Genomic DNA, 23,588 nt, shown 5'->3' on the forward strand with positions numbered 1-23,588 from the left:
CTCTCTTTGGTGCCGGAATCAATCTTTCTTGATTGAAGTCAGCAGAGCTTGGGCGAATTTTTCAGCAATTGCTTCACGCTGGGAGGCCTGAACATCAGCATTGATAATATTGGTTGCGACGTTACCAACAATCATCAGTGCGAGTTCTGCAGATGCGCCGTGCTTTTCAAACACTTCGAACACATCATCAAGGATTTGTTCCACTTTTTCATTGCTGTATTTTGATGTAATTGGCATATCAGGTCTTGTTTTATGGTGAAGAAAGCGACTTATAATACCCTACACTTTAGATTTACTGAAAAACTTTTCCATTATGAGTCTCACGCTTTCAAACGTCATCCTGCATCAGTTCCTGAAGAATGGTCAGGATGAGCTCTCCGTTCAGCTCAGAGAACAGGAGCTAGAACATTCCGACACTACGACAGAACTGGTTGCCGAGTTGCACCGTGTTTACAGCAGCAAAGGGGCCAAAGGTTTTGGGCGCTTTGCTGAGGACAGTGAATTTGGTTTCTGGCTGAAACAATACCGCCAGGGTGAACTCGATTTTCTGTCGTTTTCGAACCAGTCGGCGCAGCGTCTTCAGTCTGAATTAGTGAAATACCCTTTTGCTGATGCAGGTACTTTAGTGCTGGCACAGTACCAGTCGCTGGCGACTGATTATTTGTTTATCGGCTTGCTGCCGACCTGCCATAGCATGAAAGTGACTGATCAACTGGATATTAGCGCGACAGATTATCTGGATGTTAGCAAAATGGAAATTGTGGCCCGAATTGATTTGTCATCCTGGGAGACAGATCCAGAATGTAACCGCTACCTGACGTTTATCAAGGGGCGTGTCGGCCGGAAAGTCGCAGACTTTTTTCTGGATTTCCTGCAGGCGGAAGTTGGTCTGGATGTGAAAGTGCAGAATCAGGTCCTGATGCAGGCGGTTGAAGATTTTTGTGCTGATTCCCGGATGGACAAAGAAGAGAAGCAGCAGTACCGCAAGCAAGTTTATGATTACTGTAATGGCCAGTTGCAATCGGGTGAAGAGGTTGCGATCAAAGAGCTTGCGGGCGAACTTCCTGCTTCAGATGAAGGTGTGGATTTTTATCAGTTCACTTCAAATCAGGGATATGAACTTGAGGAGACCTTCCCGGCAGACCGATCGGCGATGCGTAAACTGACGAAGTTTGTTGGCTCCGGTGGCGGTCTGACCATCAATTTTGACAGCATGTTGCTGGGTGAGCGTATTTTTTACGATGCAGAAACAGATACCCTGACGATCAAAGGCACTCCGCCAAACCTGAAAGATCAGCTTCAGCGTCGGCTGAACAGCGACAACTGAAAACGGCGGCTGTGCTGTAATCAGTGCAGCCGTCATTTTGAAGACGATGATTTCAGGAACTTCACCATGCCACTTCACTGTGTTGGATACTGACTCAGTTTTCGAGTCTGCCTGCCGGAATCCCTGCTTTTTTGTTTAAGAATTGTGTAACTCTGTATGTCAGTCAGTCTGGTGCCAGAGATGTAGTAAAGTTGTGTTTATTTCATGTTTGATTCGGATTCAATGCCAAGTCTTTAAAAGACTATAAAAAAAATCAGATTTGTTGATGATGGATGTAAGAAGTCTGATGAAAATGTAAGAAGTCTTATTTCAGTGAATTTGGTATGGATTCCCGAGGAGAGCTGGCATGAAAAGCCAGCTGGTCTGTCATCATTGAGCGAAATGCTCTGTAAATACTGAATCTCTCATCATGCTCTGACTTCTGGTTGCTTTGATACAGGTTATTTGGGGCATTTTGTTGCGTTGGTAGGGGCTTTGCTTTATGGTATTTAGCTATCTTCGTTTCATGGTATCAGCTGTTTATCCTGCTGGTTTTTTCAAAATCTGCCATGAAGTTGTTTTTTAAAGCGTGATTGAAATGTATGCGGCTGTCAGTGTGTGACTGAGGGCCTTTATTTGACCAGATGCATGCGTGTGGCTTTTCTCCGTCATTGTTTTTGGAGGTGCCCAATCATGTCAACAAGGAGTGTAGCAAACTATGATGAAAGTTGGTTTGATCGGTTGGCGCGGTATGGTCGGTTCCGTACTGATGCAACGTATGGTGGAAGAAAAAGATTTCGACCATATTGAACCTGTTTTCTTTTCAACCTCTCAGGTGGGTATCCCTGCGCCAAACTTCGGTAAAGATGCGGGAATGCTTCAGGATGCGTTCGATATTGAAGCGCTGAAGAAGCTGGATGCCATTATTACCTGTCAGGGTGGTAGCTATACCGAGAAAGTTTATCCGGCACTGCGCCAGGCAGGCTGGAAAGGTTACTGGATTGATGCAGCCTCGACGCTGCGTATGGATGATCAAACGATCATCACTCTGGATCCGGTCAACTTTGATCAGATTCAGCAAGGTATTCACACCGGTGTTCGTTCGTTTGCCGGTGGTAACTGTACGGTCAGCCTGATGCTGATGGCTGTGGGGGGGCTGTTCCAGGCGGGTCTGGTTGAGTGGATGACTTCACAAACGTATCAGGCTGCGTCCGGTGCGGGTGCGAAGAACATGCGTGAGCTGATCAGCCAGATGGGTGTGATCAACGATTGCGTGACCAGTGAGCTTGCTAATCCGGCGACCTCGATTCTGGATATCGATCGTAAAGTTGCGCAAACCATGCGTTCAGCTGATTTCCCTGCTTCTGAGTTTGGTGTACCGCTGGCGGGCTCGCTGATTCCTTGGATCGATGTGAAGCGTGACAATGGTCAAAGCAAGGAAGAGTGGAAAGGCGGTGTTGAAACGAACAAGATTCTCGGCACTGGTAACAGCCCGATTGCGATTGACGGGACTTGTGTTCGTATCGGTGCAATGCGCTGTCACAGCCAGGCGCTGACCCTGAAGCTGAAGAAGAATGTTCCGCTGGATGAAATCGAAGGCATCATTGCGTCTCATAACGATTGGGTCAAAGTGATTCCGAATGAGCGTGATATCACGATGCAGGAGCTGTCTCCAACGAAAGTGACGGGGACGCTGTCTGTACCGGTTGGCCGTTTACGTAAACTGGCGATGGGTGATGATTTCCTGAATGCCTTTACGGTCGGTGACCAGCTGCTGTGGGGTGCTGCTGAACCGCTGCGTCGCACACTGCGTATTATCCTGGCCGAAAAAGCCTGAATCAAAGACTGATTCGTCAGATAAAGAAAAGGCCCGCACTGTCGTGCGGGCCTTTTTATACTCATCGATGGGTGAGCAGCATTAAGCAGCCAGGTTTTTCGCAACGAATTCCCAGTTTACCAGTGCCCAGAATGCGTTCATGTAGTCTGGACGCAGGTTACGGTAGTCGATGTAGTAAGCGTGTTCCCACAGGTCAACGGTCAGCAGTGGTGTCACACCAGCTTCAGTCAGCGGAGTGCCTGCGTTAGAAGTATTGACGATATCCAGAGAACCGTCAGCTTTCTTCACCAGCCAGGTCCATGAAGAACCGAAGTTGTTGATAGCCGCATCAGTGAACTTCGCTTTGAAGTCTTCGAAAGAACCGAACGCTTTTACAATTGCGTCAGCAACTTCGCCAGTTGGCTTACCGCCACCATTTGGGCTCAGGCAGTGCCAGTAGAACGTGTGGTTCCAGATTTGAGCTGCGTTGTTGAAAACGCCGCCAGTAGAAGTTTTGATGATCTCTTCCAGAGATTTATCTGCGTACTCCGTGCCTTCGATCAGGCCGTTCAGTTTCACAACGTAGGTGTTGTGGTGCTTACCGTGGTGATATTCCAGAGTTTCTTGAGAGATGTGTGGCTCAAGTGCATTTTTCTCGTACGGTAGAGCAGGTAGTTCGAATGCCATTACTCGATTCTCCATATTGATGGTGTGGTTTTCCCACGACATTGCTTCCGTTGGTAGGTTACGCCTACCTCACTTTAGATGTCTGTTATTGTATACAAGCGATTGGCTTGTGTGTTTGCAAAACATTTTAGCAAGTTTTTTCTTTATTAAAAGTACTCAGGAAGAAAAAGCGTATCATGGGCAATAGTCGTCAAGCAGACGTTCAGAAAGTATAAGCTTTAACCACAATTGTATTAGGCGTTTTTTTCCTTGCCGTGACAAAGTAGAATGTGGGTATCACACTTACTTTAGAGCTGATGTCGTTAGAGGAAGCTATGGAAACCATCGACAAAATCAAGCAACAGATCTCAGAAAACCCAATTCTGTTGTACATGAAAGGATCACCAAAACTGCCAAGCTGCGGTTTTTCTTCACAGGCTTCTCAGGCACTGATGGCTTGCGGTGAAAAGTTTGCTTATGTTGATATCCTGCAAAACCCGGATATTCGTGCTGAGCTGCCAATTTATGCGCAATGGCCAACTTTCCCGCAGCTGTGGGTTGAAGGGGAGCTGATTGGCGGTTGTGACATCATTCTGGAAATGTTCCAGAAAGGTGAACTGCAGCCATTGATCAAAGAAGCGGCTGAACGTCGTGACAACGCAGAAGCGTCTGAATAAGATTGCGTTGCGTAAAAAAAGACCCCGCTAGTGCGGGGTCTTTTTGTATCCGGTTAGAGGATCATCGATGCGATCCAGCCGAAGGCAATCAGCGGCAGGTTGTAGTGGATAAAAGTTGGCACCACGGTATCCCAGACGTGCTCATGCTGGCCGTCTGCGTTAAGCCCAGCCGTCGGACCCAGAGTGGAGTCTGAGGCTGGTGAACCTGCGTCACCCAGTGCGGCTGCAGTACCGACCAGTGCCACGGTTGCGAGTGGTGAGAAACCAAAGCTCAGGCACAGCGGAACATAAATGGTCGCCAGAATCGGGATAGTGGAGAATGAAGAACCGATGCCCATGGTGACCAGCAGACCAACAACCAGCATCAGCAGCGCTGCCAGACTCTTATTGTCGCCAATCGCATGTGCCAGTGAGCTGACCAGCGTTTCCACACCACCGGTAGCTTTCATGACTGAAGCGAATCCTGCTGCGGCAATCATGATGAAACCGATCATGGCCATCATGTGAACACCTTTGGTGAACACATCGTGGGTTTCCTTCCATTTGATCACGCCTGCAACAGTAAACACCATGAAACCAGCCAGTCCCCCGATGATCATCGAGCCACTGTAGAGTTGCACACCCAGTGCAGCAGCAATGGCTATCATGGCAACATAGACATGTTGCATGTTGATTTCGGCATGCTCCGGTTCACTGGCAAGGATTTGCTCTTCTGAATATTCACGCGGCTTGCGGTAGCTGACGAAAGTTGCCAGTAACAGGCCAAACAGCATGCCCGCCGCAGGAAGAATCATCGCGTAGGGCACCTGGCTGGCAGCGACATCCAGACCATTGTCGTGCAGGTTTTTCAGCAGGATGTTGTTGAGGAAAATTCCGCCAAAGCCAACAGGGAGAACCATGTAAGGCGTAACCAGACCAAAAGTCAGTACACAGGCGATCAGGCGGCGATCAAGTTTCAGTTTGGCAAACACATGCAGCAGAGGGGGAATTACAATCGGGATAAAAGCAATGTGTACCGGAATGGCGTTTTGCGACGAAATAGACAGCAGCAGCAAAATTGTCAGTACTGAGTATTTCACACCTGTCGCCGCAGCGGCATTGTGATGACCACTGATCCGTTTGATGACTTTTTGTGCCAGGACATCGGTAATGCCTGAACGGGAGATGGCGACAGCAAAAGTGCCCAGCATGGCATAGCTGAGAGCCGTAGTAGCACCACCGCCCAGGCCGCCTTCAAAGGCTGCAATGGTATCTGTGAGGGAGAGCCCTCCGACAAGTCCGCCAAGGATGGCACTGAAGGTCAGCGCGACCACGACGTTGACTCGCATCAGCGCCAGCACCAGCATGACACAGACGGAAATAACGACAGGATTCATAAAACTACTTCCATTTTGAATTCGTGTGATTGCATAAGTGAATAATCATTCTATTCAAACTGCAACGAGCAGGCCGTCTAGTTTGCTGAAATTTTCATACATGTCGAGAAAAAATTGTGCTCAAGGTAGGGTTTTTAGCCTCAGATAATCATGCAGCAGTCATGAGCAGGACAGGAAACCGCTTGGTTGTCAGATTTCAGGCAGAATATCCGGCGGACATGTCTTGCCGGACTATTCATTTTTCATTCACGGATAAAGAAAAGGCCAGCGAGCGCTGGCCTTTGGCAAAGAAACACATATCAACAATTATGGTGCTGGATTGATATGTGAGTTATCAGTAACTGTCATTGCAGTGCCATCACCGTTCAGGAATGAACTGATCTGGCTTTGCATTTCATTCGTTAAGCCATCACCGTTCAAGAGTGAACTGTGTGAACCGGTATTATCAAACAGCACTGCATTTCGCACGGTCTGACCGTTAATAGACGCGGTTGTCGGAACAAGGCTCATTGTCTGCAACAGCGGCAGCGTTCCGCCAAATGGCGAGTATGGCAGCAGGATGCTGGTGCCTGTGACGACAGAACCGGCAGTCCCTGGTTGTGCCAGCATATTTGGAATTGTGGAATCATCTTCAACCTGAGTCAGGTAGACCGGTAAATCGGCGGACACTTGCAGAGAAGTGTTGATTGGATCCACTGTATCCAGTACGCCCTGAGCAACGTAAGCAAATTGGCTGAATTGAGCATAGGCTTTTGCAAGAGCGCCTGCTGGATCCCCTTTGTTGACCAAATCGGTTTCAAATGCTTTGAAACAAGCTGCAGCATCGGCAATTGAATTATCTGCGCAGAACTTCTGGAAGTCTGCACTTGCTTTGTACAGCAAAGAACCCTTGATAAAGTCTCCAAACTGACCCGACTGCAGCAACAGGTAAGGAATCCCGGCGCCCGGATTAGCCAGTGCAACTTTATCGATCGCATAGGCAGCATCACCGGTTGCGTCGTTCAGGGTTCTGTTGGCTGCATCGGCGACATTAATGCCGGTGATTGCCCCTAATGAATGGCCGACAAAACCAACTTTACTGAGTGGGTTCAGTCTTGCCAGTGGTCCCATGGCGGCAATAGTCGCAGTGTCACCACTTTGAATCGCTGTTCCCAGTTTCTGGAAGACCAGCGCAACACCTGCACGGAGGTTTAGCACATCAATGGTGCTTTGGCGCATGTTGTCCCTGGCGACAGTGAGTGAAGCAAGGTTCAGATACATCTCCGGGTTACCTGAAGAAGCACTCTTACCACCAATGCCTCGGGTACCATGTAATGGATGATCAATGGCAAAAATCGCTTGGCAACCTGCCCCAATGACACTATCGGCCAACGCTGTGACTGTCGCTTTCGTCGAGGTAATACCATGTTGATAGATGGACACTGTACTTGTGCCGGTTGAGCAGGTTGCCGTATTTGATGGCAAGACTAATGTGTACTCGACAGTATCTACAGCCTTTAGCTTGGGCACAGGGCTGTAGCGGGTAATCAGTCGTTCTGTATCCAGCTGAGAACCATCTGCTTTGGTTAAGGTGGCACCAGTCAAAGCTTTCAGTACGCGCACTTGTGTTGCCGGATCGGTTTTCACCGTTTTCAGATCATCGGTTGAGATCTCTAAAGCAGCTAATTGTTGAGCAATCGTTGCTTTATCGGCATCAGAACCTTCGCTCAGAATGTTAGAGATTTTTGCCAGGCTCGGCATCGCGCTTTGCCATGGTGTATTGCTGAACTTGGTTGGATCTTTTTCCAGGAAGTAAGGCAGCTTGATCGTTCCGGTGTACACCAGATTACCACCACTAGTCGTACCGGAGCTGGTAGGTACTGTCATCTGGAACATTTCGTTCAAATCTGTCTGACTGATTCCATCAGCGATGGCACTGTCATGCCAGATATTGCCTGCACCAAACTTGAGCGCCAATGCTGAAGCAGATTTTGCAGCGTATAGCACTTCACCGACCGAAGCCGTGGTAAACCAGTTTGAGAAAATAATTTTATTTTTCTGCACACCAGCAACTGTCGCCATTGTTGTTTCAACAGCATGCGTGATGGCCTGAGGCTTTTTCAACAGCGGGTCAGGAACTTGGCCAATATTTTTGATCACAGCGTATGAGTTGGTCATACCCACGGGCTGTCCTTTGGCATCTTTTAAATCTTCAGTGACCGCATACATATAGTTGCTGGCCGGCTCTAAAGGCTTGGTGAGAATGACGGTCAGTGTTTTTCCGGAAGCGGTAACGACAAAGTCTCCGTTGGCTGCCGACAGAATTTCTGGTGTCGTGGTGTCAGACGAGTTTGTTGGATCACCGGATTTAATCAAGTAGAAACTGTCTGCCGCCGTTTCTGCTGCCAGATCATTCCCGGTAAAGTTGATGATGATTGGCTGAGTGGTACTCCAGCCATCTGTTTTACCCCAGGCTACAGCCGGATCACCGAGGTCGTTTACGTCGGAAGCTGCTTTACTTTCTGTTTTGAGAGTACCGTCAGGCAGATCCATCGCCATATAGCTCGGTGTAATGACGATTTTTTTTTCTGAGAGCAAATTAAAATCAATTTTTGTTTCAGCACTCAGGCTGTTTTTAATATCCGGATCGATCGTCGGAGAACCGCTCAGGCCTTGTTCATCACCACAACCGTAAAGTGCAAAGCTGGAAGCAACCAGCAGGGCGAGTAATTTTTTGTTCATTTTTAATCCCTAATTTTTAACTGAGAGCAACTGGCTTAGAAACGGTAGTTAACTTGACCGGAACCAATAATTGCACCGCCCCTGGATTCAAACTTGATGTCATCTTCGGTGAAAGTCAGTTCATCAGCGATCAGATAGGCGATACCAACGTCAACAGACAATTTTGAATTGACGTTGTAGGTGGCACCAGCCGTGAACCAGTTACGGTCAGTATCAGGAATGCTCAGTGTTGGCTGACCTGCTTGCTCGTCGTATGCGTATCCGCCACGAACTGTCCACTCCGGATTGATGGTGTAAGTGGTACCAATCGCGTAGCGGAAAGCGTCGTCATAATCTTCTTCTTTCAGCAGACACAGGCCAGCGTTGTTGTTATAACCCGGAGTACATTGGCTGCCGGTTGCGCGCAGCTCTTCAAATTTGCTGTACTGGGTCCATTGAACACTGTAATGGACAGCCCATAGCGAATTGAGCTGATGAAAACCAGAAAATTCAGCAATCGCCGGAAGGACAACGGTCAGATCGCCCGGGACTTTGTTATTTGGCGTGCCGGTAATACGGCCGGAGTAATCGGTGAAATCGCCGTCAAAGTCCAGGTCTGTTCGTGAGCGATAGCTCAGGCCGAAGCGGTTGTCTTCATCCAGCTCAAAGAGAGCGCCGACATTCCAGCCAAATCCCCAGCTGTCCCCTTCCATGCGAATAGTTTTGTCAGTTGGGTCTGCACCTGGGACAGCAAGTGCGAGATCACCATAATGGCGGTTCAGTTCAGCTTTGCCATAAATTGCGCTGATACCCACACCGAGACTCAGTTGCTCATTCACACGGTAACCAAGGCTCGGATTGAAGTTTACGGTAATCAGAGATGTTTTCCCTGCAAGTGAACCTGCATGGAAAGCTGGGCTGTAGTCTGTCGTAACGCCATAGTTTGAGAACATTCCCAGACCAAATGCCAGCTTGTCATTGATGGGCTGAATATAGTATCCCGCAGGTACAAAGCCCGGAGGTGCGATGTCATTGGCGATCTGATCGCGGTCGACACTTTCCACATCAATCGCCGGGTCAACAATACTAAAGGCACCAGAAATTGCGCGCTCTTTGAACATGGTCGATGCAGCCGGGTTACGGGCTAAAACTGCGGCGTTGTCTGCAATTGCGGCCTCACCTGCGAAAGCTCGGCCTAGTCCGCTGGCTGAGTGCTCGCCTACCTGGAAACCGGCACTTTGAGCCTGGAGGGACGTCAGCGCGGCGGCCACGGCGAGTGCGGTAACATGAAACTTTTTGGACATTATGCTGCCTCTCTTGTTGTTAATTATTTATCTGCTTCGCGTTCTTCAATCCATGAAGGAAAGGTGAATCTGCTCATACCGGTGAAGTATAAGGATTCGATACACTAATGTTAACCATATGTAACAGGTCGTTTTATGCCTGAACAGAGGTTTTGGACGGTGTATTATTAAATTATGTTTAAAACATATGTTTGACTTTTGTGCTGTGAATTAATTTGTCTCAGAAAAGTGCCCAGCATTGCTGGGCTTTGGTAAGAGGTCTGATGAGTATTGGCTCAGGAACGTCAGGCTTGTGCGGCATCATCTGTTTGAAGCGGTGCGACAGGCCATCCGCCTAATTTTTTCCATTTGTTAACGATCTCACAAAATAATTCTGCGGTTCGTTCCGTATCATAGAGAGCTGAGTGGGCTTCTTTGTTATCAAATGGGATCCCGGCCGCCTCGCAAGCTTTCGCCAGCACCGTTTGTCCGAATGCAAGGCCACTGAGTGCCGCTGTGTCAAACGTCGCAAACGGATGGAAAGGGATACGTTTCAGACTGGCGCGTTCTGAGGCTGTCATAACGAAGCTGTGATCAAAATTTGCGTTATGGGCCACCATAATGGCACGGGAACAGCCGGCCGCTTTCTGCTCTTTGCGGATTTCTTTGTAGATCTCTTTCAGGGCTTCTTCTTCAGAAACAGCACCACGTAAAGGGCTGAAAGGATCTTTAATCCCATTGAAGTCCAGCGCTTCCTGATGAATCACGGCACCTTCAAAAGGGGTGATATGAAAATGCATTGTGCTGGCAGGTTTGAGCCATCCATCTTCGTCCATGGTTAAAGTGACGGCACAAATCTCAAGCAGGGCATCTGTACTGGCATTGAAACCGGCAGTTTCCACATCGACGACGACAGGGAAGAAACCACGAAAGCGACTTTTCAGGGTATTTGTTGTGTTTTCTTGGCTCATGATAATGCTGTTGAAAAAAAAGAGGCCCGCATTATGTCAGATCTGGCCGTGAAGCTAAACCCTAACCCCGCAGAGTAAAAATTATTGATACAGAGCCATAAAGCGAAAACAGGGTTAAAGATTTTGCACCAGAATCCGATACAATACTCAGTTCTTGCAAGTAGGTTGACCGGGATGAAAAAAATGACGTTGCCATTAAAGCTGGGGGCTTTGTCTTTAGCACTGATAGGAGCCTGTTCACCGGCCTGGGCAGGAAAATATTATGTCGCGACACCCGGAGACTCGACTTGGGAGATGGCGGTCGATACCCCTTTAGAATGCCGGCTTCAGCATCAGATTCCGAATTTTGGCCAAGCTGAGTTTACTGCCCGCGCCAGTAAAAAAATGAATCTTGATTTTGAGCTTCAGATGCGTCGTCCGCTGGGGCAGACGAGTAATGTAACTCTGGTGTCGATGCCACCGCGATGGCGTCCCGGAGAAGCCGCCGAGCCTTTGGCGAAGCTGAAATTTTTCAAACAGTTTGATGGTTACGTCGGCGGACAGACAGCCTGGACCATGTTGTCGGAACTGGAAGAAGGGAAAATCCCTACATTCAGTTATCCCGACTGGCAGCACAGAAACGAACGAGTTGAAGTTGGGCTGTCAGCCGTTGCATTTAACACCGGATACAAAACTTTCAGCAGTTGTTTGGCGAATTTGCTGCCATACAACTTTGAAGATATTTCTTTCACCGTCCTTCACTATGACAAAAACAGCGATGAGCTGAACAAGGCATCGCAGAAACGGCTGGCGCAAATTGCTGACTTCATCAAGTACAGCACGGATATTGATCTGGTGCTTGTTGCGACTTACAGCGATGCTTCCGGCGGTAAGAATACCAATCAGACCCTGTCAGAACGCCGGGCTGAGAAGCTGGAGCAGTACTTTGTGTCTTTAGGATTGCCGAAAGATCGGATTCAGGTGCAGGGATTTGGCGAACGTCGTCCGATTGCGGACAACGGAACACCAATCGGACGGAATAAAAACCGCCGCGTGGTGATTTCTATGGGCAGAACCTCAAGCCTGATGTAAGGCGGCACGATCCGGCCATCCGGAAGGAATCGACTCCGGATGGGCTGGTTTTGGTTTCAACTCACTGTAAACGGAACCGGGCAATCAGTTCGCACTGATTTGAGGTTGTGATCTGTGCAACCTGCTGAGCGATTCTCGGATCCGGATGGCGTTTGAGAAAGTCGATCAGTGCCGATTTGCAGCAACCAATCGAGCTGATAAAGGCTTCACAGTCACGGTGAGGGCATTGCGGAATCAGTGTCATTATTTGCTCTGATGCCAGCTGAAGGTATTTGAGTTCATACTCATTGTCCCCCTGCTTCCGCCAAAAGTTTGCCATGTTATGGCAGGCCGTGACCTGAATTGTCAGCAGTTCTTCAAGCTCATCCAGATTTCCTGCAGTCGGTCTTAATTGCTGAGATTCAGCCAGAGCCAGCTGATAGTGGATGACCGACATCATGGGCTTATTGGCCTTTTCTGCCTCTAAAGCCATTAACGTATGCATTTCCCACCGTGACACGTTCATAGGACGCTCCTGTTATCGTTGCAGTGTATCCAGGTAGTTTTGTTCGATCTGATCCCAGTCCACCACATGCCACCAGGCATCAATGTAATCTGGACGTTTGTTCTGGTAGCTCAGATAGTACGCATGTTCCCATACATCCAGTGCCAGAATCGGTATGCCGGGCTTTTCTGCGACATCCATCAGCGGATTGTCCTGGTTGCTGGTGGATGAAATCTCCAGCCGGCCTTCTGCGACAGACAGCCAGATAAAACCAGACCCGAAATGGGTCGCTGCGGTATCTGAGAAAGCCGTTTTAAAATCTTCGAAACTCCCGAAATGACAGCGAATCGCTTCAGCCAGTAAGCCGCCGGGCTGGCCGCCGCCTTGAGGCGACATACATTGCCAGTAAAGGTTATGGTTAAAAAAACCTCCGCCATGGTTTCTGACGGCCGGGCTGTGCTCAGATACCCGGGCAAAAATCGTTTCCAGGCTTTGATACTCCAGCTCTGTCCCCTGAATTGCAGCCATGAATTTATCAAAGTATGTCTTGTGGTGGCGGCTGTAGTGCACTTCCATTGTTTTCGCATCAATGTAAGGTTCGAGTGCATCAAAGGGATAAGGCAGGGCAGGGAAGTGGAATGACATGGTGGTTCTCCTGTAAGAAATACTAATAGATGATAATGAGATCGATTATCAATATCAACTGAATGATGATCACTGTTCTCACAATTGAAGCTGAGAGACAGGCAAAACACGCTAGATTGATAGAAGCAAGGATCAAAGATTCAATACAGATAAATGGAAAAAGCGTGGTGAAAATATGAAATGGCAACTCTTGGCTATCTCGGTGCTTTTGACTGCCACTTCCGGGCTTGCAGAAGAAAAATATCTCAATGACAGCGATATAGAGGTATTAAAAGAGAAAGTGGCTGAGGCAACTCAGGCTCAGCTGATTACCAAAGAGCAGGCCGAAGAAATGGCGCTGAATAAAGCGGCAACTTATGAAGTGTTCAGCTCCGTCAGTGCAGAGAACTTGACAGAAAATGTACTGGAGAAGCTGAAAGGGTCAGATATGCCATATTATTCAGTGGAAGTCATGGAGCCTGGCAATCAGGATGAAACTTACCGGGTGGAGGTAACGGAGTACTTTGGCAAGGTGGAATAAAGACAGACAGGGCAGGTTGATCCTGCCCTGATTTGTTGGGTCAGCTGCGCTGGATCAGCTCAATCTGGTAACCATCCGGGTCACGGACAAAAGCAATATGTGTTGTCCCGCCTTTGACTGGTCCCGGTTCACGCGTCACATTCCCGCCTGATGCTTTGATTGCATCACAGGTCGCATAGATATCTTCAACCCCAATGGCGATATGACCGTATGCGGTCCCCATGTCATATTCGCTGGTACCCCAGTTATAGGTCAGCTCAATGACAGCCCCTTCTGACTCGTCGGAATAGCCGACGAAAGCAAGTGTGTACTGATAGGCTTCGTTCTCTGATTTTCTCAGCAGCTTCATGCCCATGACATCGGTATAGAACGCGATAGAACGGTCAAGATCACCCACACGCAGCATGGTGTGCAAAATACGTCCGTTAGCCATGAATCTCTCCTCTGTTTTTTGGGCTTATTCAGCCGGATAGACTTTTTCTTTAAATTCGCAGAGATCCTCGATGATACAACTGCCGCAGCGAGGTTTTCTGGCAATACAGGTATAACGGCCATGCAGGATCAGCCAGTGATGGACGTCAACCTTGAATTCTTTGGGAACGACTTTCAGCAGTTTTTGCTCTACTTCGTCGACATTCTTGCCCATTGCAAATTTGGTCCGGTTAGAAACCCTGAAAATATGGGTATCGACGGCAATGGTTGGCCAGCCAAAAGCAGTGTTCAGGACAACATTCGCTGTTTTACGACCGACGCCCGGCAGTGCTTCCAGGGCTTCCCGGCTTTCCGGTACTTCCCCGCCGTGTTGCTCGACCAGAATGCGGCAGGTTTTGATGACATTCTCGGCTTTTGAGTTAAACAGGCCAATGGTTTTGATGTATTCCTTCACGCCATCGACACCCAGTGCCAGCATGGCTTTCGGAGTGTTGGCAATCGGATACAGTTTGTCTGTCGCTTTGTTTACGCTGACATCGGTTGCCTGCGCAGACAGCAAGACAGCGATCAGCAATTCGAAGGGAGTGCTCCAGTTCAGCTCGGTCTCAGGGTGCGGGTTATTCTCCCGCAGTCGCTCAAGGATTTGAACGCGTTTCTGGTTGTTCATGTTCGCTCCCAGGTTCAGCAGGGCAGCTTCCGGCACAGTTGAGTGAGTAGGGGTGCCGGAAGCATTGATTGATTAGTTGACTGAAGTGATCCGTACCCGTTCAATTTCTGGTTTCGTCTCAGCAGCTTTCACTTTTTCTGCCCGTTTCCTGTCGATGATATTTTTCAGGGCAATGAGGAAACCGACGCCAATAAAGGCGCCTGGCGGCAGCATGGCCAGCAGGAAGTTATTCTCGGTACTGAAGACTTCAATGCGCAGGACGGAGGCCCAGTCACCGAGAAGCCGATCAGCACCATCGAACAGGGTGCCATTGCCCAGAATTTCCCTGCCGGCACCCAGCACAACCAGCACCGCGGTCATCCCAAGGCCCATCCACAGGCCGTCAATCACGGCAGGCATGGGGGCATTTTTGGAAGCAAAAGACTCGGCACGGCCAATGATGATGCAATTGGTGACGATTAACGGGATAAAAATACCCAGTGATAAAAACAAACCATAGGTATAAGCGTTCATCAGCAGCTGAACACAAGTCACCAAAGCGGCAATGATCATCACGAAGATCGGAATACGAACTTCATTGGGAACCCATTCCCGGATCAGCGAGACGATGAGGTTCGAGCCCACCAGAACCAGGGTGGTGGCAATGCCAAGGCCCAGCGCATTTGTAACCGTTGCAGAGACAGCCAGCAACGGACACAGCCCGAGCAACTGAACAATCGCCGGGTTGTTATGCCAAAGGCCGTTGGCCATCAGTTCTTTATTTGGCGTGGAACTCATCGGTATCAGGCTCCTTCGCAGTGAGTCGGTTGAGTGAACAGCATGTCACTGTGTTTCTCAAAATAGAGTGACACCCGTTTTACAGCGTTGACGACAGCGCGTGGTGTAATGGTTGCCCCGGTGAACTGGTCAAAGTCGCCACCATCTTTACGAACGGCCCATCGGGGGTCTTTTTCCCCTTCAAGTTTGCGCCCGGTGAAACTGTAAATCCAGTGTGTGATCCGGGTGTCGATTTTATCGCCCAGCCCCGGGGTTTCCTGATGAGCCAGCACCCGGACACCCGTGACCGTGCCGGTCATGTCCAGGCCGACAATCAGCTTGATCGCGCCGTTGTAACCGTCCGGCGCAATGGCTTCAATGGCAGCACCGCTCGGTTGACCGCCTTTGGTCGCCAGATAGGCCGGCATCGGATCACTGGTGCCCAGATAATCTTGCTGCTGAATGAGTGTGCAGCTTTTATAGATTTCATTGTCGTGGCTATCTTCAGGAATGACCTGATTGAGGACCTGGAGCAGTTGTTTCTGTTCCTGCTCCTGAATACGTGATGCGGTGACCTGGTGGGTGAGGGCAACCAGGGCGGTTGCCAGTAAAGCTGAAACCGCCAGGATTCCCCCGTTTTTCTGCATGTTCTTCAGTATCATGAGGACTCCTATGAATGGCCGTAGGTTCGCGGACGGGTGTAATAATCGATCAACGGCACACACATGTTTGCCAGAAGGACGCTGAAGGCAACGCCATCCGGGAAACCGCCAAAGGTACGGATCAGATAGGTCAGAATGCCGATCATGGCACCAAAAATCAGTCGTCCGCGGGTGGTGGTGGACGCAGATACCGGATCGGTGGCAATAAAAAATGCACCCAGCATGGTCGCACCGGAAAACAGGTGGACAAGCGGGGAGGCTGTGCCGTCAGGACTGATGATATAGCCTAACATGCTGATGACAAACAGGGCAGCCAGCATAGCGACCGGGATCTGCCATTGAATAATGCGCAGCTTCAGCAGCACCAGTCCACCCAGCAGAAAGCCGATGTTGACCCATGTCCAGCCGATACCTGCCAGCGTGCCGAATACCGGGCTGTTCATGCCTTCGGTTGCTGTAAATCCTGCTTTCATGGCCGTTTTGATGGTGTCCAGCGGTGTGGCCATGGTGACACCATCAATGCCGTTTCGGAGCTGATGAACACTGAATCCGTCTGCGGTGAATCCGGTGAACATGACCTGCAGGCTTTCCATCAGGGTGACCGGATGATCGCTGATAGCGGCTGGCGGCAGCCAGGAAGTCATCGGAACCGGGAATGAAATCAGCAGAACGACATAGGCAACCATGGCCGGGTTGAACAGGTTCTGACCCAGTCCGCCGTAGAGGTGTTTGGCGATCACCACAGCAAAGAAAATACCGATTACCGTGATCCACCAGGGCGCCAGAGGCGGGATGGACAGGCCGAGCAGCACGCCGGTTAACAGAGCACTGTTATCTCTGACCTGACGGAGCGGGCGTTGACGCAGTGTCAGAATGATGGTTTCAGCCAGGACGGCAAGGCAACCGGCAAACAGGACCTGAAAGACAACTCCCCAACCGAAAAAATACCATTGCGCGGCAAAACCGAGACCGCAGCAAAGAATGACGTTACGCATGATGTCATGCGTGCTGCGACGGCTGTGGGCATGGGGAGAACTGGCAATATTAAAAGCCACGGTTAGTTATCCTCGTTTGATTCTTGTTGATTATCTGTTTGCTTTCGTGCCGCTTCCTGAGCGGCTTTCCGTGCTTTGGCACGGGCGATGGCGGCAGCAACTGCTGCTTTTTTCGGATCTTCTGACGGGACATCAGGCACAGCCGTTTTTTCTGATTCAGCTTCTGATGAATTGCTGTCAGATGGCTCGGGCTGTTTCTTAGCCTGTTGTGCTGCTTTGCGTGCTTTGGCGCGTGCAATGGCAGCAGCAACTGCGGCCTTTTTGGGATCGACCGTCTCGCTTGGTTCTGCCAAACGCTCTGCTTGTGTCACTTCGGGTTCTGCAGCAGCCTCAATGTCTGAAGACGCCGATTCTGAGTTGCTTTGTTGAGCTGCTTTGCGAGCTTTGGCACGTGCAATGGCTGCAGCAACTGCGGCCTTTTTGGGATCGACCGCCTCGCCAGGTTCTGCCGAACGCTCTGTTTGAGCAACTTTGGGTTCTGTAGCAGCCTGATTGTCTGAAGACGCCGTTTCTGAATTGCCTTGTTGAGCTGCTTTACGAGCCTTGGCACGTGCTATCGCAGCGGCAACAGCAGCTTTTTTCGGATCGGTTGCCTGTTCCGGGGATTCAGTTGCTTCCACTTGAGCAGCAGGTGGCTGCTCAGCCGATTGTGCAGCCTTACGGGCTTTGGCACGTGCAACGGCTGTGGCGACGGCATCTTTCTTCTCTTCAGCGTCTGCGCTTCCGGTTCCTTGCGCCGCTTTTCGGGCTTTGGCGCGGGCAACAGCCGCCGCAACGGCGGCTTTTTTGTCCTCAGGTGCAGGTAAGGCCGCTGTGGTTTTTTCTTCCGAAGCGGCCCTGGCGGCTTTTCGTTCCCGGGCTTCTTGTTTACGCTGCTCCCGTAACTTCGCCATTTCACTGTTGTCTGGCAGCACTGTGTCGCCGGGTGCAGCGGACTGGGCATTTGCCAGAGCCTCTGCTTGTTTGGCTTTTGCTTTGGCAATTGCTGCTGCAACGGCAGGTTTGACTTCCGGACCTGCGGCATCGGCTTCTTTTTTCGCTTTCACACGAGCAATGGCAGCGGCAACGGCATCATCTCCGCCTTTGGCAGCCATGTCTTTCCGGCGCTGATCTGCGGCTTTCTTGAAGCGTTGTTCGCGCTCTTCTTTTTCGCGTTCCAGACGTTCTTTTTTGGCTTCAAATCGCTGTTTGGCGCGGTCCGCGCTGAGTTCATCCTGTTTGCGATGGCGAATTTCTGCTTTTGCCTGACGGTAATAATGCACCAGCGGTATTTCGCTTGGGCAGACATACGCACAGGCACCGCATTCAATACAGTCGAACAGGTTGTATTCTTCACACTTGTCATAGTCGCCGTCTTTGGCGTACCACTGTAACTGTTGGGGCAGCAGGGATACAGGGCAGGCTTCTGCACAGGCCGTACAACGGATACAGGACATTTCGTCGCTGGAAGCACTCAGCTCTTTGCGGCTGGGGGCCAGAATACAGTTCGCTGTTTTTGTGATTGGCACGCCGGTGTGGGGGAGGGTGAATCCCATCATCGGTCCGCCCATGATCACGCGCGGCAGTTTTTTATCCAGCTTGTATCCAAAGCGATGCAAAAGAAACTGAACCGGGGTACCCAGCAGTGCCCAGGTGTTGCCGGGTTCTTTGATTGTCTGCCCGGTGACGGTCACAACTCGCTGAATTAGGGGCTCACCGTTTATGACGGCGCGTTTGATGGCATGTGCTGTACCGATGTTTTGCATCATGATGCCAATATCCGCAGGGATGCCCTGCGTTGGCACTTCACGGCCGGTGAGAATCTTAATCAGCTGCTTTTCACCGCCGGACGGGTATTTGGTCGGAATCACCCGGATCAGGATATTGTCTTCTGCCGTGACCACCTGCGTCAGAGCCTGAATGGCTTCGGGTTTGTTATCTTCAATCCCGATGACCGTCATTTTGGGATTCAGGATGTGGCTGATGATACGGATTCCTTCAACAATCTCGTCAGCATGGTCCTGCATCAGGCGATCGTCGGCAGTGATGTAAGGTTCACATTCCGCGGCATTGATAATCAGCAGATCCGTTTTACCCAGCGCGCTCTGTAGTTTACGTGCGGTCGGGAAACCGGCTCCGCCCATCCCAGAGATACCGCAACTGCGGATATGTTCAATCAGATCTGCCGGCTCAGTTTGGCGGTAATCTGAAAGGGGATGTTTGTCACCCCAGCGGTCTTCGCCGTCTGGTTTAAGCACGATACAGCGATCTGATAATCCGGAAGGATGTGCAATCGTGCGTGATTCAATGGCTCTGATCACCCCTGAAGTCGGGGCATGTACAGGCACACTCAGTGCCACATCTGTACGGGTTAATACCTGTCCTTTCAGCACTTTGTCGCCGACATTCACACAAAGGCTGCCTACGGCACCCAGATGCTGTTTGAGCGGAATGATGAGTTCTTCTGGCAGTGCAGCTTGCGCAATCGGCTGCTGATTGGATTGTGTTTTTTGCTCAGGCGGATGGATGCCACCCGGGAAATCCCAGAGTTTTCCCAGTTTTAATTGTTCAATAATAGACAGCATGACGGTTATTCTACCTTATGGCCGTGGTGCTCAGTGGCAGGAAGGTTGACCACAGGGATTTGGTCCAGATTCCAGCGCCAGCTTTCAGGCGTCGACTCGACAGGGATCATCTCAATACAATCTGTCGGGCAAGGGGCCACACAGAGATCGCAGCCAGTACATTCTTCTTTAATCACGGTATGCAGTGCTTTCGTTGCACCGGCAATCGCATCGACCGGACAGGCCTGAATACACTTGGTACAGCCAATACACATATCTTCGTGAATGAACGCGACTTTTTTGATGCTTTTTTCCGCATCATGGGCTGAGTCTTTAACTTCAACACCCATCAAGTCGGCCAGTTTTTCAATAGTTGCCTGGCCACCCGGCGGGCATTTATTGATCTCATCACCGTTGGCTATGGCTTCGGCATAAGGTCGGCAACCGGGGTATCCGCACTGACCGCATTGTGTCTGCGGTAAAATCGCATCAATTTGTTCCACAATCGGATCCGCTTCGACTTTGAAACGAATCGCTGCAAAACCCAGAATCAGTCCGAAGATCGCTGCCAGAATTGCGATAGCGATAATGGCAATTAAAATTCCACTCATAACTACAGTTTCACTAATCCGGTAAAGCCCATAAAGGCAAGCGACATCAAACCAGCCGTGATCATCGCAATGGATGCGCCTTTGAATGGTGAGGGGACATCCGCTGCAGCAATCCGTTCACGCATCGCCGCAAAGAGCACCAGAACCAGAGAGAAACCGACCGCGGCACCGAAACCGTATACGACAGACTCAATGAAGTTATGGCGTTCGTTGATGTTGAGCAACGCGACACCAAGCACCGCACAGTTTGTTGTGATGAGCGGGAGAAAAATCCCTAACAGGCGATACAGCGTCGGACTGGTTTTGTGCACAACCATCTCTGTGAACTGGACGACAACCGCGATGACCAGAATGAAGCTTAAGGTTCGCAGGTACTGAATCCCCAGCGGCTGAAGGATATAGGCTTCAACCAGATACGCGCAGACAGAGGCCAGGGTCAGCACAAAGGTCGTTGCCAGTCCCATGCCAATTGCAGTTTCCAGTTTTTTTGAGACGCCCATGAAAGGGCACAGTCCAAGAAATTTGACCAGAACAAAGTTGTTGACTAAAACAGTGCCGATCAGAAGGAGCAGGTATTCCGTCATACCATCTTTTTTAATGCTTGCCAGTAATCCGACCATTATCTGCCTTTGTGATGGCTATAACAACTCCTCAGCGCAGGGGTTTTTCAAGGTTGCTGTATTTTTCAGCAAAATTTGAGTCAGATTTGGGTGAAAAATCGATTTGGTTCTGTGAGAAAAAAAGCACTTGATCTTTGTTAAAGCAGAGGACACAAGGGGTTGGCTCACTTATCCACGGAAACTGTGGATAAGTATGTTGATTGAGTTCGGGAAAATCCATTTTTGATTAAATTTCATTCTGAGTTGTTACTTTGTAATCGATATCATGCTTTGGTGCTAATGCACTGTTTCATAGGCGTAAGGCGATCGTCAAAAATATGGCGAGGGTCGATTAGAATATATGCTCTAGACGCAGAGATCAGCAAGTTGGGCTTGTGCATTAAAAAATACAGACTGAGGATATGCTGTGGATGAAGTTGTATTCCCAGAGGGAATGCTGATGCAGGTAATTCGATGTGTTTATCACATTATTTTGACGCCGGATACATCAAAGAGAGGCGTATTAAGGTGCATGATATTACGCCGATAATAAGGTCGGGTCAACCACTGATTTTATCTTTCTTGGTTGACAACCATGACGGCGGCAGCACAATGGGAACAGAATCTTTTCTGTACCTTTTCTGGAATTTGTCATGAGTAAAGCGTTCAATCTGGCTGCCGCTTTTGCCCCTGCGGGAGATCAGCCCACGGCTATACATCAGTTACTGGAAGGCCTGGATTCGGGTCTCGCTCACCAGACCCTGCTTGGTGTGACCGGGTCTGGTAAAACCTTTACCATGGCGAATGTGATCGCTTCCGCGAATCGTCCCACACTGATTCTTGCACCCAATAAAACGCTGGCAGCACAGCTCTACGGTGAGATGAAGGAGTTCTTCCCGAATAATGCCGTGGAATACTTTGTGTCTTACTACGATTACTACCAGCCTGAAGCCTACGTGCCCTCAACCGATACTTTTATCGAGAAAGATGCTTCCGTGAATGCGCATATTGAACAGATGCGTCTTTCTGCAACCAAAGCGCTGATGGAACGCAGGGATGTGGTGATTATTGCTTCTGTTTCTGCCATTTATGGTCTGGGTGATCCGGATTCATATCTTAAGATGATGCTGCATGTGCGTCGCGGTGATGTACTGGACCAAAGGGATATTCTGCGTCGTCTGGCAGAACTGCAATACACCCGGAATGATTTGGCATTTGAGCGCGGTACCTTCAGGGTACGAGGCGAGGTCATCGATATTTTTCCTGCGGAGTCTGAAAACGATGCGATACGGATTGAGCTCTTTGATGATGAAGTGGACTGTATCAGCAGTTTTGACCCGCTGACAGGTGTGGTGATCCAGAAAGACTTACCGCGCGCAACCATCTATCCGAAAACGCACTACGTTACACCGCGTGAACGGATCCTGGAAGCGGTCGAGCATATCAAAACCGATCTGGAAATTCGCCGGAAACAGTTGATTGAGAATAATAAGCTGATTGAAGAGCAGCGGATCACGCAGCGTACTCAGTTTGACCTGGAGATGATGCACGAGCTGGGGTATTGCTCGGGGATCGAAAACTATTCCCGTTACCTGAGTGGCCGGGCCGAAGGAGAACCGCCTCCGACGCTGTTTGATTACCTGCCGCCGGATGGCCTGCTGATTATTGATGAATCTCACGTGACGGTTTCGCAGATTGGTGCGATGTTCCGCGGTGACCGCTCCCGGAAGGAAAATCTGGTGGAATACGGGTTCCGTCTGCCTTCGGCTCTGGATAACCGGCCGCTGAAATTTGAAGAGTTTGAGTCTCTGGCCCCGCAAACCATTTATGTTTCGGCAACGCCCGGCAATTATGAACTGGAAAAATCCGAAGGGGATATTGCAGAGCAGGTGGTGCGTCCGACGGGCTTGCTGGATCCGGAAATTGAGGTTCGTCCTGTTGCAACCCAGGTCGATGATCTGTTGTCTGAAATCCGGATCCGGGAAGCGAAGAATGAGCGGGTCCTGGTCACAACGCTGACCAAGCGCATGGCGGAAGACTTAACCGAATATCTGGATGAGCATGGGGTGCGGGTGCGTTATCTGCACTCTGACATTGATACAGTCGAACGTGTTGAGATCATTCGCGATTTGCGACTGGGTGAATTTGATGTGCTGGTGGGGATCAACCTGCTCCGGGAAGGTCTGGATATGCCGGAAGTGTCTCTGGTCGCGATTCTGGATGCAGATAAAGAAGGCTTCCTGCGTTCAGAGCGCTCATTGATCCAGACGATTGGTCGTGCAGCGCGAAACTTATCCGGGAAAGCGATTCTTTATGCTGACCGCATGACGGGCTCCATGCAGCGGGCCATTGGCGAGACTGAACGCCGTCGTGAAAAACAACATGCATACAATCTGGAGCGTGGGATTACACCGCAGGCACTGAACAAGCAGGTTGCTGATATTATGGAGTTGGGCCAGGGACGTACCCGACGCGCCAGTAAAGCGGAGCAATTACATAAAGTTGCTGAACGTAAGGGCAGCTACAGTGTGATGTCTCCACAGGAGCTGGAAGTTGAAATCCAGAAACTGGAAGCCCAGATGTACGATATGGCGCAGAATCTGGAATTTGAAAAAGCAGCTCAGCTGCGGGATCAGATTCATGCACTGCGGGAACAGTTTATCGCGAACAGCTAAACTGATGGTTGTGATCCGGAGGCAGCAACATTGTGCCTCCGCTGTCTCTTGCCAAATTTCAGGTAAAAAAAAG

22 protein-coding genes are annotated in these 23,588 nt (G+C 49.9%); 6 read left to right on the forward strand and 16 right to left on the reverse strand.

The features are described 5' to 3' along the window. Positions 1 to 18: 18 nt before the first annotated feature. Positions 19 to 237 (reverse strand): YejL family protein, encoded by a 219-nt coding sequence (locus SPK40_RS00550; RefSeq protein WP_330959092.1) that lies wholly within the window; start codon positions 235 to 237, stop codon positions 19 to 21. 76 nt (positions 238 to 313) lie between these two features. Between SPK40_RS00550 and yejK the strand changes: the two genes are divergently transcribed. Both yejK and asd read left to right on the forward strand, forming a co-directional pair. Beyond that, entirely contained in the window at positions 314 to 1,327 is a 1,014-nt protein-coding gene (yejK, locus tag SPK40_RS00555; RefSeq protein WP_330959093.1) for a nucleoid-associated protein YejK, read from the forward strand. A gap of 700 nt (positions 1,328 to 2,027) precedes the next feature. Continuing rightward, the gene (gene asd, locus SPK40_RS00560) at positions 2,028 to 3,143 is read left to right on the forward strand and encodes an aspartate-semialdehyde dehydrogenase (protein ID WP_248141699.1); all 1,116 of its coding nucleotides are present in this window, start codon (positions 2,028 to 2,030) and stop codon (positions 3,141 to 3,143) included. A gap of 81 nt (positions 3,144 to 3,224) precedes the next feature. Here the strand turns inward: asd and sodB are convergent, their stop codons facing one another. Further along, positions 3,225 to 3,809 (reverse strand): superoxide dismutase [Fe], encoded by a 585-nt coding sequence (sodB, locus tag SPK40_RS00565; RefSeq protein WP_330959094.1) that lies wholly within the window; start codon positions 3,807 to 3,809, stop codon positions 3,225 to 3,227. 314 nt (positions 3,810 to 4,123) lie between these two features. Here sodB and SPK40_RS00570 point away from each other — a divergent pair, with 314 nt between their 5' ends. Continuing rightward, the gene (locus SPK40_RS00570; protein ID WP_330959828.1) at positions 4,124 to 4,465 is read left to right on the forward strand and encodes a Grx4 family monothiol glutaredoxin; all 342 of its coding nucleotides are present in this window, start codon (positions 4,124 to 4,126) and stop codon (positions 4,463 to 4,465) included. Positions 4,466 to 4,518: 53 nt separating this feature from the next. On the opposite strand, the gene SPK40_RS00575 is transcribed toward SPK40_RS00570, so the two are convergent. From SPK40_RS00575 to rnt, 4 genes are all read right to left on the reverse strand, one after another. Beyond that, positions 4,519 to 5,841, reverse strand: a complete 1,323-nt coding sequence (locus SPK40_RS00575; protein WP_248141039.1) for a Na+/H+ antiporter family protein — start codon at positions 5,839 to 5,841, stop codon at positions 4,519 to 4,521. A gap of 306 nt (positions 5,842 to 6,147) precedes the next feature. Continuing rightward, on the reverse strand, positions 6,148 to 8,562 hold the full coding sequence (locus SPK40_RS00580; RefSeq protein ID WP_330959095.1) for a VolA/Pla-1 family phospholipase: 2,415 nt from the start codon (positions 8,560 to 8,562) through the stop codon (positions 6,148 to 6,150). A gap of 35 nt (positions 8,563 to 8,597) precedes the next feature. Then, positions 8,598 to 9,845 (reverse strand): porin, encoded by a 1,248-nt coding sequence (locus SPK40_RS00585; RefSeq protein ID WP_330959096.1) that lies wholly within the window; start codon positions 9,843 to 9,845, stop codon positions 8,598 to 8,600. Between the two features lie 284 nt (positions 9,846 to 10,129). Then, positions 10,130 to 10,795, reverse strand: coding sequence for a ribonuclease T (rnt, locus tag SPK40_RS00590; protein WP_248141036.1), 666 nt, complete (start codon positions 10,793 to 10,795; stop codon positions 10,130 to 10,132). 183 nt (positions 10,796 to 10,978) lie between these two features. Here rnt and motY point away from each other — a divergent pair, with 183 nt between their 5' ends. Continuing rightward, positions 10,979 to 11,866 (forward strand): flagellar protein MotY, encoded by an 888-nt coding sequence (gene motY, locus SPK40_RS00595; protein ID WP_371929342.1) that lies wholly within the window; start codon positions 10,979 to 10,981, stop codon positions 11,864 to 11,866. A 61-nt stretch (positions 11,867 to 11,927) separates the two neighbouring features. Here motY and SPK40_RS00600 read toward each other — a convergent pair whose 3' ends face one another. Both SPK40_RS00600 and SPK40_RS00605 read right to left on the reverse strand, forming a co-directional pair. Continuing rightward, the gene (locus SPK40_RS00600; protein WP_248141033.1) at positions 11,928 to 12,371 is read right to left on the reverse strand and encodes a DUF2753 family protein; all 444 of its coding nucleotides are present in this window, start codon (positions 12,369 to 12,371) and stop codon (positions 11,928 to 11,930) included. 12 nt (positions 12,372 to 12,383) lie between these two features. Then, positions 12,384 to 12,995 carry a superoxide dismutase gene (locus tag SPK40_RS00605; protein WP_330959097.1) on the reverse strand — a complete coding sequence of 204 codons (612 nt, stop codon included), beginning with the start codon at positions 12,993 to 12,995 and terminating at the stop codon, positions 12,384 to 12,386. A gap of 175 nt (positions 12,996 to 13,170) precedes the next feature. On the opposite strand from SPK40_RS00605, the gene SPK40_RS00610 reads away from it, so the two are divergent. Beyond that, positions 13,171 to 13,515, forward strand: a complete 345-nt coding sequence (locus SPK40_RS00610; protein ID WP_248141029.1) for a hypothetical protein — start codon at positions 13,171 to 13,173, stop codon at positions 13,513 to 13,515. 40 nt (positions 13,516 to 13,555) lie between these two features. Here SPK40_RS00610 and gloA read toward each other — a convergent pair whose 3' ends face one another. The 8 genes from gloA to rsxA all read right to left on the reverse strand — a co-directional run bounded on the left by gloA (position 13,556) and on the right by rsxA (position 20,825). Further along, on the reverse strand, positions 13,556 to 13,948 hold the full coding sequence (gene gloA / locus SPK40_RS00615) for a lactoylglutathione lyase (RefSeq protein ID WP_248141028.1): 393 nt from the start codon (positions 13,946 to 13,948) through the stop codon (positions 13,556 to 13,558). Positions 13,949 to 13,972: 24 nt separating this feature from the next. Next, positions 13,973 to 14,614 (reverse strand): endonuclease III, encoded by a 642-nt coding sequence (nth, locus tag SPK40_RS00620; RefSeq protein ID WP_330959098.1) that lies wholly within the window; start codon positions 14,612 to 14,614, stop codon positions 13,973 to 13,975. 72 nt (positions 14,615 to 14,686) lie between these two features. After that, entirely contained in the window at positions 14,687 to 15,391 is a 705-nt protein-coding gene (locus SPK40_RS00625; protein WP_248141026.1) for an electron transport complex subunit E, read from the reverse strand. 5 nt (positions 15,392 to 15,396) lie between these two features. Further along, positions 15,397 to 16,029 (reverse strand): electron transport complex subunit RsxG, encoded by a 633-nt coding sequence (rsxG, locus tag SPK40_RS00630; protein ID WP_330959829.1) that lies wholly within the window; start codon positions 16,027 to 16,029, stop codon positions 15,397 to 15,399. A gap of 11 nt (positions 16,030 to 16,040) precedes the next feature. Beyond that, complete coding sequence (rsxD, locus tag SPK40_RS00635) at positions 16,041 to 17,087, reverse strand: electron transport complex subunit RsxD (RefSeq protein WP_330959099.1); 1,047 nt, start codon at positions 17,085 to 17,087, stop codon at positions 16,041 to 16,043. 2 nt (positions 17,088 to 17,089) lie between these two features. Continuing rightward, positions 17,090 to 19,651: an electron transport complex subunit RsxC gene (rsxC, locus tag SPK40_RS00640; RefSeq protein ID WP_330959100.1), complete on the reverse strand. Its 2,562-nt coding sequence runs from the start codon at positions 19,649 to 19,651 to the stop codon at positions 17,090 to 17,092. A gap of 5 nt (positions 19,652 to 19,656) precedes the next feature. Beyond that, positions 19,657 to 20,241 carry an electron transport complex subunit RsxB gene (rsxB, locus tag SPK40_RS00645; protein ID WP_248141023.1) on the reverse strand — a complete coding sequence of 195 codons (585 nt, stop codon included), beginning with the start codon at positions 20,239 to 20,241 and terminating at the stop codon, positions 19,657 to 19,659. A 2-nt stretch (positions 20,242 to 20,243) separates the two neighbouring features. Beyond that, positions 20,244 to 20,825 (reverse strand): electron transport complex subunit RsxA, encoded by a 582-nt coding sequence (gene rsxA / locus SPK40_RS00650; protein WP_027252796.1) that lies wholly within the window; start codon positions 20,823 to 20,825, stop codon positions 20,244 to 20,246. Between the two features lie 668 nt (positions 20,826 to 21,493). Here rsxA and uvrB point away from each other — a divergent pair. After that, positions 21,494 to 23,515: an excinuclease ABC subunit UvrB gene (gene uvrB / locus SPK40_RS00655; protein ID WP_330959101.1), complete on the forward strand. Its 2,022-nt coding sequence runs from the start codon at positions 21,494 to 21,496 to the stop codon at positions 23,513 to 23,515. Positions 23,516 to 23,588 lie beyond the last annotated feature (73 nt).

Source organism: Photobacterium sp. 53610 (genome assembly GCF_036409375.1).
GTDB lineage: Bacteria > Pseudomonadota > Gammaproteobacteria > Enterobacterales > Vibrionaceae > Photobacterium.